The sequence below is a fragment of the Streptomyces sp. UNOB3_S3 genome, from assembly GCF_020740895.1.
Classification (GTDB): domain Bacteria; phylum Actinomycetota; class Actinomycetes; order Streptomycetales; family Streptomycetaceae; genus Streptomyces.
This window is the reverse complement of sequence record NZ_JAILXP010000227.1, coordinates 1-11,914: the sequence shown is the minus strand read 5'-3', so window position 1 is coordinate 11,914 and position 11,914 is coordinate 1. Positions and strand designations below refer to the sequence as shown.

The following is an 11,914-nucleotide window of genomic DNA, read 5'->3' as shown; positions in this document are numbered from 1 at the left end:
GGGTACGGGTCCGGCCGCCGGTGATGGCATCGCCGCCGCCGACGGCAGTCCGAGGGCCGCCGCACCGACCGTGGCCGCGCCGAGCACCGTACGGCGTGCCGTACCCCGTCGTCCGCTGTGCCTGTCGTGCCCGTCGTGACCGCTGTGTCTGCTGTCCGCGTCCTCGCCCGGCTGCGTCATGCCGCCATCGTCACGTCCGCCTCAGCACCCCCGCAAGGTCCGGTTTCGGCCCGGCAGGGCAAGGTAAGGCAAGGCCTAGGCAGCCGTGTTGCCCAGCACCGCCCGCATCCGCTCCGCGAACTCCTCCGGTCGTTCGACCGCGCCCAGGTGCCCGCCCGGGAACTCCTCCAGCGGCCGGCCGGCCAGTTCCGCCAGCCGGGCGACCGGCCCGTAGAACGGCACCTGGTCGCATGACAGGCGTCCCGCCGCCGGGACGAGCTTCGCCGCGGCGTTCCGCAGCGCGGCGACGTCCGGGGTGGTCGAGGTGAACGGGACCAGCATGTTCTCCAGGAAGACGGGCATGTTGGCGTACATGCGGGGGGCCATGTCCTGGATCTCCGGGGCGAGTTCCGTCGCGTCCCGCTCGGGTTCGCCGTCCGGACGCTGTTCCCCCACGCCCTCGGCGAAGCGGGCCATCGCCGCTTCCATGCCCTCTGCCCGGAACGTCTCGCGCACGTCCGCGAACAGCTCGTGGTACGGAGCCGGGTCCGCCAGCAGGTTCAGCAGCGGCGGCTCGTGGGCGATCAGGCGGTGTACCCGGTCGGGGTGGCGGGCCAGCAGGTCCAGGGCCACGATGGCGCCCGAGCTGCAGCCCATCACCGACACCGGCTCGTCCGGCGACAGGTGGTCGATCAGCAGGCGCGCGTCCTCGCTCCACTCCGCGACCCGCTGGTCGCCGAGGGGGCCGTGGAGGCGGCTGCGCGACAGGGCGCGCGGGTCGAAGGACGCCACGCTGTACTCGGCGGCCAGGGTGGCGGTGATGCCCGCGTACATGCCGGCGTCCCCCGCGCCGCCGGGTATCAGCAGAAGCAGCGGGCCGCTGCCCCGCACCTCGTAGTGCAGGGTGGCGCCGGGTACGTCGAGCGTGCCGGTCACAGGCTTGTCCATCATTTGTCCCCCTCCTCATGGGTCGGCCAGTTCTCCAGGAGCTGGTGGAGAGCGTCGAGCGAGCGCGACCACGACTCCCGCACGGGGCGGGAGTGGTTGAAGCCGCCGCTCAGTTCGAGGTGGATGTAGCCGTGGAACGTGCTGCGCAGCAGCCGTCCCGCGTCCGTCAGGTCCGGCTCGGCGAGGCCGTACGCGCGCAGCATGCCGTACGTCAGCTCGACGCTCCGGCGGAAGCCGGGGGAGTCCCCGACCTCCTCCGGCGCGAGCTGCATCTGCGTGGCCGCGTAGCGGCCGGGGTGGGCCAGCGCGTAGTCGCGGTACGCGTCCGCGAAGGCGGTCATCGCGTCCTTGCCGGCGCGGCCCGCCACCGCGACCGCTATCCGGTCGGTCATCTCCTCGGCGCCGAGCAGGGCGATCCGTACGCGCAGTTCCCGCAGGTTCCTGATGTGCGAGTACAGGCTGGCGTCCTTGACCCCGAAGTGGCGGGCGAGCGCCGAGACCGAGACCTTCTCCAGGCCGTGCTCATCCGCCATCGCGGCGGCCGCGGCCGTCAGCTTGGCGGCGGTGATTCCTGCGCGCACCACGCGGCGCCTCCCTTTCCTAGAGCTCCTAGGAAGAAAGCTAGTAGATCAAGGGCGGGTTTCGCCAGCCCATTCGGCGGCTCCCGTGTGGCGGGCCCCGCGTGGCCGTCGAAGGATGCGGGTGCAGGCCGTGACCCAGCCCAGTCAGGAGACGCGATGGACGGCAGCCAGGAGGACGACGACACGGGGCGGCGCGGGTGGGCGCCGGCCCGGTGGTGGCGGAGCAGGTCCGTCGTGCACAGGCGGTGGATCGCACTGGGGACCTGCTTGGCCGTGGGCGCCTTCGGCGTGGGCGGGCTGCTGATGACCGATGCCATCCGGTTCGAGGCACCGCCCTGCGACGAGAAGCCGACGGACATCACCCGCGACGACTACGCGCTGGACTTCACCGTGCCGAACGGGCTGATGCCGGACCCGCAGTTCAGCGGGCAGCAGGCGCACGTGGCCGTGCACCGCGTGGGGCCGGAGTACGCGCACGGGCGGTGCCCGAACACGCCCTCCAAGGCCGCCGTGCTGATCCACGGACGGGGGATTCCCGGGCGTCCGGCCTTCGACCTGAAGGGCAAGGACCAGCACAACAACAAGATGAGCGTGCAGGAAGGGCTCGCCCGCGCGGGCATCGACACCTTCGCGCCGGACATGCTCGGCTACGGCTATTCCACGCGGTTCGAGCACGGCCTGGACGACCCCCACAACGCCAGCCTCACGCCCTACAACGCCGACGGCACCTGTCCGGAGCCCTCGGGGCTGTGCGACCGTACGCACAACTCGATCTTTCCGCTCAAGCAGCAGGCCGAAAAGCTCAGACCGAACCCGCTCGACAAGCTGTACGCCCACTCCAGCAAGATGCGCTTCGCGAACATCGACACATGGGTACGTGACATCCGCCAGGCCATCGACGACGCCATCGCGAAGGCCAAGCCGACGGACGGCAAGGTGACCCTCGTCGGGTACTCGCTCGGGGGACCCCGCGTCGGGAGGACGCTCTACGCGGACAACCCCAACCCGGCCCTGCCCGACAGCGAGGCCACGATCGCGAAGGTCAACAGCGCCGTCTTCATGTCGTCGCTCTTCAACGGCCTGCCGACCGAGGAACAGAAGCCGCCGAACCTCGTCTCCTTCCCCCTGGTCGTCGCCAACCAGAAGGAGGCGACCACCTGGCCGCTCTCCACAACCAGCGGACCGAGCGACAAGGACTGCACCGGCCGCATCCCGCCGAACAGCCAGGACAACGTCTGGAAGGAGCTCACGCAGGGGGACCAGCTCGGGAAGAAGTGGGGCGGCGACGACCCCCACCACCCCACCGGCCTGGTCCGCTCGCCGACCTTCACCACCTACGGCTGGAACACCACCGTCGCGCAGCAACTGAAGATGCCGGTCCTGGTGCTCCACGGCACCGGCGACGCCACCGTGCCGGTGGCCAACGCGTCGGCCATCTACAACGCGCTTCCGGCGTCGACGACGAACAAGGTGATGGTCCAGATCACTTGCGCCAGCCACGTGCTCGGGTGGGAAGGCTGCGACGGCGACCGCTGCATGCCCACGAGCCCGGCGAACGTCTACGGCCAGGAGCCCGGTACGCCGTGGGCGGGACCGCACGGCACGATCACCGCGGCGCTGACCGAGTGGATCAACAAGGGCACCTTCAACGGGGCGTCGAGCGGGAAGTACACCGTCGACAAGAGCGGGGTCGTCCATTAGCCGGACGGTTACGGTCATGACTTCCGGGCCCGCGCGGCAGCGACGCCGCACGGGCCCGGAAGGCGGTCAGGTCATGCCAGGTCGCGTCAGGTCACGTCAGGTCACGTCAGCAGGGACGGACGGTCCAGATCGGGTCCCAGTTGTAGACCGCTTGCCACGATTCGGCACCGGCCGTGAGGGTGACCAGGTTGCCGCTCTGGCCGAGGAGCCTCGCCTGTGTGCCGGGGGTCTGCCGGTTCCACCAGGAGCCGTTGCCGACCCAGTTGGTCAGGCCGTAGTTGCGGCAGTTGTAGAGGTTCATCTGGTCGCCGGTGTAGTACGTGCCCCGGAACATGCAGAAGTTCTCGTACGGGCAGTCGACGAACTTCGCGTCCTTGGCCTTCAGGTCGCGCGCCCGCTCCTCGCCGGGCAGGGCGAGCAGCACCGTCCCGCCCTCGATCTCGATCTTGTTCGCGGCCACCTGTTCACCGCCGAGGGCCTTCAGGTAGCCGTCGACTCTGCCCTGCAGCTCCTTCGTCTGCGAGACGGTCAGGCCCGCCGTCTTCGCCTGGGCGGCGAAGTCCTGCTGCGTGCCCGTGGCCGAGGCCGTGCCGGTCGCTCCGATCAGCGAACCGGCGAGCGCGGTGGCCGCGACGGTCATCGCCGCCAGCTTGCGCAGTGCCATGAGTGGTTCCCCCTTACGGACTTACGGAATCCGGGCTGTCGCCCACCGGGCTCCCGGTGGGCATGCCAGCCAGTCTCCACAGGGGGTACGGGCGCGCGCCTCCGCGTTCGGCCGTGGTCGAAACGCGCTGGTGGGATTCAGCGGTGCCCGCGTGGGCGGAGGACGTCGTCGAGGAGGGCCGCCCAGTGGGCCACCACGCGTTCGCGGCGGGCGCTGTCGTCCGTCAGGAGGTTGGCCAGGCCGAGGCCGCGCGCCATGTCGAGGAAGCCCTGGACCGTCTCCCGCACGCCCGGGAGGCTCTCGTCCGCGCCCAGCAGTTCCACGGCCATCCGGTGCACCTCCCGCCCCATCCGTGTCTCCAGGTCCACCACCCGGCTCCGGAGCGGCACGTCGTTCGCCGCCGCCACCCACAGCTGGAGGGCGGCGCGGAAGAGCGGGCCGGTGCAGAGGCCCACGATGCCCTCGACCACGACGTACGTACGGGCCGGGCCCACGATCGGGCGGGTGGCGGACAGCAACTCCCGCAGGGCCAGCTCCCGCAGGGCCGCCGAGCGCTCCTCCGCGACATGCTCCACCGCCGCCGTGAACAGGTCCTCGCGCGTGGGGAAGTGGTGCTGGGCCGCGCCCCGCGACACCCCCGCCCGCTCGGCGACGACCCCGACCGTCGAACCCGCCCAGCCGTACTCCGCCAGGCACGCGACGGCGGCCTCCAGAAGGTGACGGCGGGTGGCCCGACTACGGTCCTGCTTAGGAAGGTTGGTGCGGTCCGCCAACGCGATGCTGTGGACCGGCATCGGCTTCGGCATCGTGAAGCTCCTGTTCAGTAGGACTTGGGCAGGCCCAGCGTCCGGTGCGAGACATAGTTGAGGATCATCTCCCGGCTCACCGGCGCCACTCGTGCCACCCGCGCCGCCGTGATCAGCGAGGCCAGCCCGAACTCCGAGCTGAGGCCGTTGCCGCCCAGCGTGTGCACCGCCTGGTCGACGGCCCGGACCGCCGCCTCGGCGGCCGCGTACTTCGCCATGTTGGCCGCCTCGCCCGCGCCTTCGTCGTCCCCGGCGTCGTAGAGGCGCGCCGCCTTGTACATCATCAGCCGGGCCAGTTCGATCTCGATGTGCGACCGCGCGAGCGGGTGGGCGATGGCCTGGTGGGCGCCGATCGGCTCGTCCCACACCCGGCGGTCGCGGGCGTACGCGACGGCCCGCGCGATCGCGTACCGGCCCATCCCGATCGCGAACGCCGCCGTCATGACGCGCTCCGGGTTGAGCCCGGCGAAGAGCTGGAGCAGGCCCGCGTCCTCGTCGCCGACGAGCGCGTCCGCCGGCAGCCGGACCTCGTCGAGGACGAGCTCGAACTGCTTCTCCGGGGAGGCGATGTCCATGGGGATCGGGCGGCGGGCGAACCCGGGCGCGTCGCGGTCCACGATGAACAGGCAGGGCCCCCGCCGGCCGGTCCGCGCGTCCTCCGTCCGCCCGACGATCAGGGTCGCGTCGGCGATGTCCACGCCGGAGATGAAGACCTTCCGGCCGGTGAGGATCCAGTCGCCGCCGCTGTCGCGGCGGGCGGTGGTGGTCAGCCGGTGGGAGTTGGAGCCGGCGTCCGGCTCGGTGATCCCGAAGGCCATCCTCGTCGTACCGGCCGCGAGCCCCGGCAGCCAGGCGCGCTTCTGCGCGTCCGTGCCGAAGCGGGAGATCACGGTGCCGCAGATGGCGGGGGAGACGACCAGCAGGAGCAGCGGGCAGCCCGCCGCGCCCAGTTCCTCCAGCACGATGGTGAGTTCGGTGATGCCGCCGCCCCCGCCGCCGTACTCCTCGGGGAGGTTCACCCCGAGGTAGCCGAGCTTGCCGGCCTCCGCCCACAGCTCGTCGGTGTGTTTGCCGTCGCGTATGGACGCGGCGAAGTACTCACGGCCGTAGCGGGCGCCGAGGGCGGCCACGGCGGTGCGGAGGGCGCGCTGTTCGGGGGATTCGATGAGAGTGCTCATGGCTGTTCCTCCGTCTCTGTGATCGTCTCCGTCACCACGGCCAGCGTCTCTCCCGTCTCCACCTGCCGGCCCGGTGCCGTGTGCAGCGCGGTCAGCGTGCCGTCGACGGGGGCGGTCACACGGTGCTCCATCTTCATCGCCTCCAGCCACACCAGCGGTTGTCCCGCTTTCACGGGCGCGCCGATGGAGATTTCGTCCGCCACGCGCACGACCGTGCCGGGCATGGGAGCGAGCAGTGAACCGGGTTCGGTCGCGCGGGCGGTGGGGTCGGGGAAGCGGGGGAGGGCGGTGAGGGTGTACGTGTCCACGTGGATCCGGGCGTCGTCGTACGCGGTCACCTCGAAGGCGCGCGTGATGCCGTCGGTCTCCAGGGCGACGCGGCCGGGGGCGGCCGATACGACGCGGACGCCCGGGAAGTCCTCGGGGACGAGACCGTCGCGGGTGCGGCGGTAGCGGATCTCGTGCTCCGCGCCGTCGGGCTCGGAACGGTAGCGCTTGACCTGCGGCTGCGAGGGAACGTTCCGCCAGGCGCCGGGGGCGTGGGGTCCGGCGAGGGCCGCCGCCAGGGCGGCGAGCCGCGCGTCGCGGGGGCGCGTCAGCTCCGCGAGGTGGCGTTCGAGGAAGCCGGTGTCGGGCGCGCCCGCCATGAACTCCGGGTGCCGGAGGGTTCGTACGAGCAGGTCACGGTTGGTGTGGGGGCCGTGGATCCCGGCGTGTTCGAGGGCGTGGGCGAGCTTGCGGATCGCTTCGCGGCGGGTGGGGGCGTGGGCCACGACCTTGGCCAGGAGGGGGTCGTAGTGCGGGGGGACGGTGTCGCCCTCGGCGTAGCCCGCGTCCAGGCGGACGGAAGCGCCCGTCCTCAAACGCCTCACGGGCCGGTCCAGGCACCCTTCCGCCGTCAGGCGCGCCTCCACCGCGTGGCCGTACGGCTCGGGTGCCGTCCCCAGCGCCTCCCCCTCCGCCACCCTGATCTGGAGGGCGACCAGGTCCACCCCGTACACCGCCTCCGTCACCGGGTGCTCGACCTGGAGCCGTGTGTTCATCTCCAGGAAGTACGGCTTCCGTCCGTCGCGCGGCAGCAGGAACTCCACCGTCCCCGCGCCCACGTACCCGATCGCCCGTGCCGCCGCCTCGGCGGCCGAGGTCAGCGCGGCGCGCACCGCGTCCGGCAGGTCCGGCGCCGGGGCCTCCTCGACGACCTTCTGGTGGCGGCGCTGGAGGGAGCAGTCGCGGGTGCCCAGCGTCCAGACGGTGCCGTGGGTGTCGGCGAGGATCTGCACCTCCACGTGGCGCGCGCCCTCCACGTACGGTTCGACGAAGACCTCGCCGTCGCCGAAGGCGCCCACGGCCTCCGCCCGCGCCGACGTCAACTCCTCCTCCAGCAGCGCGAGATCCCGTACGACCCGCATTCCGCGCCCGCCGCCGCCCGCCGCCGCCTTGATCAGCACCGGGAGGTCGTCCGCCGTCAGCGCCGCCGGGTCCAGTGGGGCGAGGAGCGGCACCCCGGCCGCCGCCATGATCTGTTTGGCGCGGGTCTTGGAGGCCATCGCCTCGATCGCCTCCGCCGGAGGGCCGATCCACACCAGCCCCGCGTCCGTGACGGCCCGGGTGAAGGCGGCGTTCTCGGAGAGGAAGCCGTACCCCGGGTGCACGGCGTCCGCGCCCGCCGCGAGCGCGGCCCGTACGACGAGGTCGCCCCGGAGGTACGTCTCCGCCGCCGTGCCGCCCGGCAGGCGGACGGCCGTGTCGGCCGTGCGCACGTGGAGGGCGCCGGCGTCCGGGTCCGCGTGGACGGCGACCGTGGCGATGCCCGCCTCCCGGCAGGTACGGAAGACCCGGCAGGCGATCTCGCCGCGGTTGGCCACCAGAACCGATGCGATCATTCAGCCCCTCACAGCCCCTCACATCCGGAAGACGCCGAAGCCGCCCCGCGCGCCCTCCACCGGGGCGCCGTGCACGGCCGACAGACAGATGCCCAGCACGGTCCGCGTGTCGCGCGGGTCGATGACGCCGTCGTCGTACAGCAGCCCGGACAGGAACAGCGGCAGCGACTCCGCCTCGATCCGCTCCTCCACCATCGCGCGCAGCGCCGCGTCCCCGTCCTCGTCGTACGGGGTGCCCTTCGCCGCCGCCGACGCGCGGGCGACGATCGACAGGACGCCCGCGAGCTGCTGCGGGCCCATGACGGCGGACTTCGCGCTCGGCCAGGCGAAGAGGAAGCGCGGGTCGTAGGCCCGGCCGCACATCCCGTAGTGCCCGGCGCCGTAGGAGGCGCCCATGAGGACGGACAGGTGGGGGACCCGGGAGTTGGACACCGCGTTGATCATCATCGCGCCGTGCTTGATGATGCCGCCCTGCTCGTAGGCGCGGCCGACCATGTAGCCCGTGGTGTTGTGGAGGAAGACCAGCGGGATGTCGCGCTGGTTGGCGAGCTGGATGAACTGCGCGGCCTTCTGCGACTCGGCGCTGAAGAGCACGCCCTGGGCGTTGGCGAGGACGCCGACGGGGTAGCCGTGCAGCCGCGCCCAGCCGGTCACCAGGCTCGGCCCGTAGAGCGGTTTGAACTCGTCGAAGTCCGAGCCGTCCACGATCCGCGCGATGACCTCGCGCGGGTCGAACGGGACCTTCAGGTCGTCCGGTACGACGCCCAGCAGCTCGTCCTCGTCGTACAGCGGCGGCATGACGGAGGCCGGTGATCCGACGGAGGACGGCGGCGGGCCGGGGTGGGCCTTGCGCCGGTTGAGGCGGGCGACGATCCGGCGCGCCTGGCGCAGCGCGTCCCGCTCGTCCACGGCGAAGTGATCGGCGAGCCCCGACGTCCGGGCGTGCATCGCGGCGCCGCCCAGCGACTCGTCGTCGCTCTCCTCGCCGGTGGCCATCCGCACCAGCGGGGGGCCGCCGAGGAAGACCTTGGCCCGCTCCTTCACCATGATCGCGTGGTCGGACATCCCGGGGACGTACGCGCCGCCCGCCGTCGAGTTGCCGAAGACGACGGCGATCGTGGGGATCCCGGCGGCCGACAGCCGGGTCAGGTCGCGGAAGAGCGCGCCGCCCGGGATGAAGATCTCCTTCTGGCTGGGGAGGTCCGCCCCGCCCGACTCCACCAGCGAGATCACCGGCAGCCGGTTGGCGCGGGCGATCTCGTTGGCCCGCAGCGCCTTCCTCAGCGTCCAGGGGTTGCTCGCCCCGCCGCGCACGGTCGGGTCGTTGGCGGTGATCAGGCACTCGACGCCCTCGACGATGCCGATGCCCGTGACGATCGACGCGCCGACGGTGTGGTCACTGCCCCAGCCCGCCAGCGGCGACAGCTCCAGGAACGGGGTGTCGGGGTCGAGCAGCAGCTCGACGCGCTCGCGGGCGAGGAGCTTGCCGCGGGCGCGGTGCCGGGCGGTGTACTTCTCCCCGCCGCCCGCGACGGCCTTGGCGTGCTCGGCCCCGACCTCGGCGAGTTTGGCCAGCATGGCGGCGCGGTTGGCCGCGTGGCCGGGAGAGGCGGGGTCGAGGGCGGAGGACAGGACGGTCACAACTCCTCCATCTCCCGCGCCTCCCGTGTCTCCCGCAACTCCCGCAGCAGCGCCTCCGGGAGGTCCACGTGCCGGGAGCGCAGCCATTCGCCGACCGCCTTGGCCTGCGGGTCGAAGCGGGCCTGGGAGGCGACGCCCTCGCCCAGCAGGCCGTGCACGACGAAGTTCAGCGCCCGGAGGTTGGGCAGGACGTGCCGCTCCACGACGAACCCGGCCGTCTCCGGCAGCAGTTGCCTCAGCCGTGGCACGGTCAGCTCATGCGCGAGCCAGCGCCACGCTCCCTCGCCACGCGCCCACACACCGATGTTCGCGCTGCCACCTTTGTCGCCGCTGCGCGCCCCCGCGATCAGCCCCAGGGGCGCCCGGTGCGTGGGCCCGGCGGGCAGCGGGTCGGGCAGCAGCACCGCCGGCCGGCCCACGGCCGCGCCCCGGCCCCCGGTCCGTACCGGCGGCGGCAGGACCGGCACCCGGGTGCCGTCCGGCAGCACCGCCACGTGCCGTACCGCCTCCGGAGGCACGTACGCCGCCTCGAAGACCCCGTACGGCGTGCCCTTGCCGGGCGGCGCCGCGATGTGGAAGCCGGGATAGCTGGCCAGCGCCAGCTCGACGCACGCCGCCCGGACGGCCAGGCCCACCTCCGGGTCGCGGTCGCGCACCACCAGCCGCAGCAGCGCGCTCGCCTCCTCCTGGACGGGCGCGTCGGGCCGGTCCGTACGGGCGAGGGTCCAGCGGACCTCGGCGGGGTGGTGGGCGGCGAGGACACCGTCGAGCTGGGCGCGGACGAGCCGGGCCTTGGCCTCGACGTCCAGGCCGGTCAGCACGAAGGCGACCTCGTAGCGGTGGCCCCCGGCCCGGGTGACGCCCACCTTCAGCGTGGGCGGCGGGTACTCGCCGCGCACCCCGTCGACGCGCACCCGGTCCGGGCCGTCGGCGGTGAGCCGGACGGTGTCCAGGCGGGCGGTCACGTCGGGGCCGGGGTAGCGGGCGCCCGCCGTCTCGTACAGCAGCTGCGCGGTGACCGTGCCGACGTTCACCGCGCCGCCCGTCCCCGGATGCTTGGTGATCACCGCGGATCCGTCGGCGTGGAGCTCGGCGAGCGGGAAGCCGGGGCGGAGGAGGCCGTGCTCACCGCCGTGCTCGCCGAGGACATCCTGGAAGAAGGAGTAGTTGCCGCCCGTCGCCTGCGTCCCGCACTCCAGCACGTGCCCGGCGACGACCGCGCCCGCGAGCGGGTCCAGGTCGTCCTCGGTCCAGCCGAAGTGGGCCATCGCCGGGCCGGTGACCAGCGCCGCGTCCGTCACCCGGCCGGTCACCACGATGTCCGCGCCCGCGCGCAGGCACTCGGCGATGCCCGCGCCGCCGAGGTAGGCGTTGGCGGTGAGGGCGCCCTTGACCCAGGGCGCGTCCGCGAGGCCCTCGGAGGCGCCGTCCGCCAGCAGGTCGTCCCCGGTGACGTAGCCGATCCGCGCCGGCACGCCGACGCGGTCGGCGAGCTCCGCGATCCGCTCGGCGAGCCCGGCGGGGTTGAGGCCGCCCGCGTTGGCGACGACCTTGACGCCGTGGTCGGCGGCCAGCCCCAGCCCCTCCTCCAACTGGCCGAGGAAGGTGCGCGCGTAGCCGGCGCCGGGGTCCTTCAGCCGGTCCCGGCCGAGGATCAGCATGGTCAGCTCGGCGAGGTAGTCGCCCGTCAGGACGTCCAGGGGGCCGCCGGTGAGCATCTCGCGCAGGGCGTCGAAACGGTCGCCGTAGAAGCCGGAGGCGTTGCCGACACGCAGCACCGGGGCGGAAGCGGGTTCGGGCATGGCACCGGAGGGTGACAGCGGGCCCGGAAACAAGCAAGCGTGCTTGCATCATTTTCGGCCGGGTGACGAGGGCAGATGGCGGGCCAGTACCTCGGCCAGATGCAGGCTTTGAGTGTCGGAGAGTTGACGAATCTGTGTACGGCAGGAAAACCCGTCCGCGAGGACGTACGCCCCCTCGGGCGCCCGGCGTAGGACGGGGAGCAACTGCTCCTCGGCGCAGGCGACGGACACGTCGTAGTGGCCGCGCGTGAAGCCGAAGTCACCGGCGAGGCCGCAGCATCCACCGCTCAAGTCGCCGGTGAGCCCGGCGCGTTGCCTCAGTCTTCGCTCCGCCGCGTCGCCGAGCACGGCGTGCTGGTGGCAGTGCGTCTGCCCGGCGACGAGCCGGCCGACGCGGGGCGGCTCCCAGTGCGGGGCGCGCTCCTCCAGGGCCTGCGCGAAGGTCCGTACGGACGCGGCGAGACGCGCGGCGCGCGGATCGTCCGGAAGCAGCTCAGGGAGGTCGGTGCGGAGGGCGGCGGCGCAGCTCGGTTCGAGGACGACGACGGGGG

9 protein-coding genes and 2 pseudogenes are annotated in these 11,914 nt (G+C 72.8%); 1 reads left to right on the top strand and 10 read right to left on the bottom strand.

What is annotated here, in order from left to right; all coding sequences use genetic code 11:
* The 3 genes and pseudogenes from K6I33_RS22935 to K6I33_RS22925 form a co-directional block, all read right to left on the bottom strand.
* Positions 1–180 (bottom strand): annotated as a pseudogene (locus tag K6I33_RS22935) (hypothetical protein); the annotation flags it as partial.
* Positions 181–255: 75 nt separating this feature from the next.
* Positions 256–1,110, bottom strand: a complete 855-nt coding sequence (locus tag K6I33_RS22930; protein WP_308297272.1) for an alpha/beta hydrolase — start codon at positions 1,108–1,110, stop codon at positions 256–258.
* Positions 1,107–1,691 (bottom strand): TetR-like C-terminal domain-containing protein, encoded by a 585-nt coding sequence (locus K6I33_RS22925; protein WP_229356197.1) that lies wholly within the window; start codon positions 1,689–1,691, stop codon positions 1,107–1,109. The genes K6I33_RS22930 and K6I33_RS22925 overlap by 4 nt, the downstream gene beginning before the upstream one ends.
* A gap of 153 nt (positions 1,692–1,844) precedes the next feature.
* Between K6I33_RS22925 and K6I33_RS22920 the strand changes: the two genes are divergently transcribed.
* Positions 1,845–3,389, top strand: a complete 1,545-nt coding sequence (locus K6I33_RS22920) for an alpha/beta fold hydrolase (RefSeq protein WP_229356195.1) — start codon at positions 1,845–1,847, stop codon at positions 3,387–3,389.
* Between the two features lie 106 nt (positions 3,390–3,495).
* Here K6I33_RS22920 and K6I33_RS22915 read toward each other — a convergent pair whose 3' ends face one another.
* From K6I33_RS22915 to K6I33_RS22885, 7 genes and pseudogenes are all read right to left on the bottom strand, one after another.
* Positions 3,496–4,053 (bottom strand): hypothetical protein, encoded by a 558-nt coding sequence (locus K6I33_RS22915; RefSeq protein ID WP_229356193.1) that lies wholly within the window; start codon positions 4,051–4,053, stop codon positions 3,496–3,498.
* Between the two features lie 137 nt (positions 4,054–4,190).
* Complete coding sequence (locus K6I33_RS22910; protein ID WP_229356191.1) at positions 4,191–4,859, bottom strand: TetR/AcrR family transcriptional regulator; 669 nt, start codon at positions 4,857–4,859, stop codon at positions 4,191–4,193.
* Between the two features lie 14 nt (positions 4,860–4,873).
* Positions 4,874–6,037 carry an acyl-CoA dehydrogenase family protein gene (locus K6I33_RS22905; protein WP_229356190.1) on the bottom strand — a complete coding sequence of 388 codons (1,164 nt, stop codon included), beginning with the start codon at positions 6,035–6,037 and terminating at the stop codon, positions 4,874–4,876.
* Positions 6,034–7,920: a biotin carboxylase N-terminal domain-containing protein gene (locus K6I33_RS22900; RefSeq protein ID WP_229356188.1), complete on the bottom strand. Its 1,887-nt coding sequence runs from the start codon at positions 7,918–7,920 to the stop codon at positions 6,034–6,036. Before K6I33_RS22900 ends, K6I33_RS22905 begins: the two co-directional genes overlap by 4 nt.
* 18 nt (positions 7,921–7,938) lie before the next feature.
* Positions 7,939–9,561: a carboxyl transferase domain-containing protein gene (locus K6I33_RS22895; RefSeq protein ID WP_229356186.1), complete on the bottom strand. Its 1,623-nt coding sequence runs from the start codon at positions 9,559–9,561 to the stop codon at positions 7,939–7,941.
* On the bottom strand, positions 9,558–11,363 hold the full coding sequence (locus K6I33_RS22890) for an acyclic terpene utilization AtuA family protein (RefSeq protein ID WP_229356184.1): 1,806 nt from the start codon (positions 11,361–11,363) through the stop codon (positions 9,558–9,560). Before K6I33_RS22890 ends, K6I33_RS22895 begins: the two co-directional genes overlap by 4 nt.
* Positions 11,364–11,411: 48 nt before the next feature.
* Positions 11,412–11,914, bottom strand: a pseudogene (locus K6I33_RS22885) (FAD-binding oxidoreductase); the annotation flags it as partial.

Excerpts from the sequence above, each read along its gene's own strand:
- K6I33_RS22930 (WP_308297272.1), bottom strand. The coding sequence starts at position 1,110 with ATGATGGACAAGCCTGTGACCGGCACGCTCGACGTACCCGGCGCCACC.
- K6I33_RS22920 (WP_229356195.1), top strand. The coding sequence starts at position 1,845 with ATGGACGGCAGCCAGGAGGACGACGACACGGGGCGGCGCGGGTGGGCG.
- K6I33_RS22915 (WP_229356193.1), bottom strand. The coding sequence starts at position 4,053 with ATGGCACTGCGCAAGCTGGCGGCGATGACCGTCGCGGCCACCGCGCTC.
- K6I33_RS22910 (WP_229356191.1), bottom strand. The coding sequence starts at position 4,859 with ATGCCGAAGCCGATGCCGGTCCACAGCATCGCGTTGGCGGACCGCACC.
- K6I33_RS22905 (WP_229356190.1), bottom strand. The coding sequence starts at position 6,037 with ATGAGCACTCTCATCGAATCCCCCGAACAGCGCGCCCTCCGCACCGCC.
- K6I33_RS22900 (WP_229356188.1), bottom strand. The coding sequence starts at position 7,920 with ATGATCGCATCGGTTCTGGTGGCCAACCGCGGCGAGATCGCCTGCCGG.
- K6I33_RS22890 (WP_229356184.1), bottom strand. The coding sequence starts at position 11,363 with ATGCCCGAACCCGCTTCCGCCCCGGTGCTGCGTGTCGGCAACGCCTCC.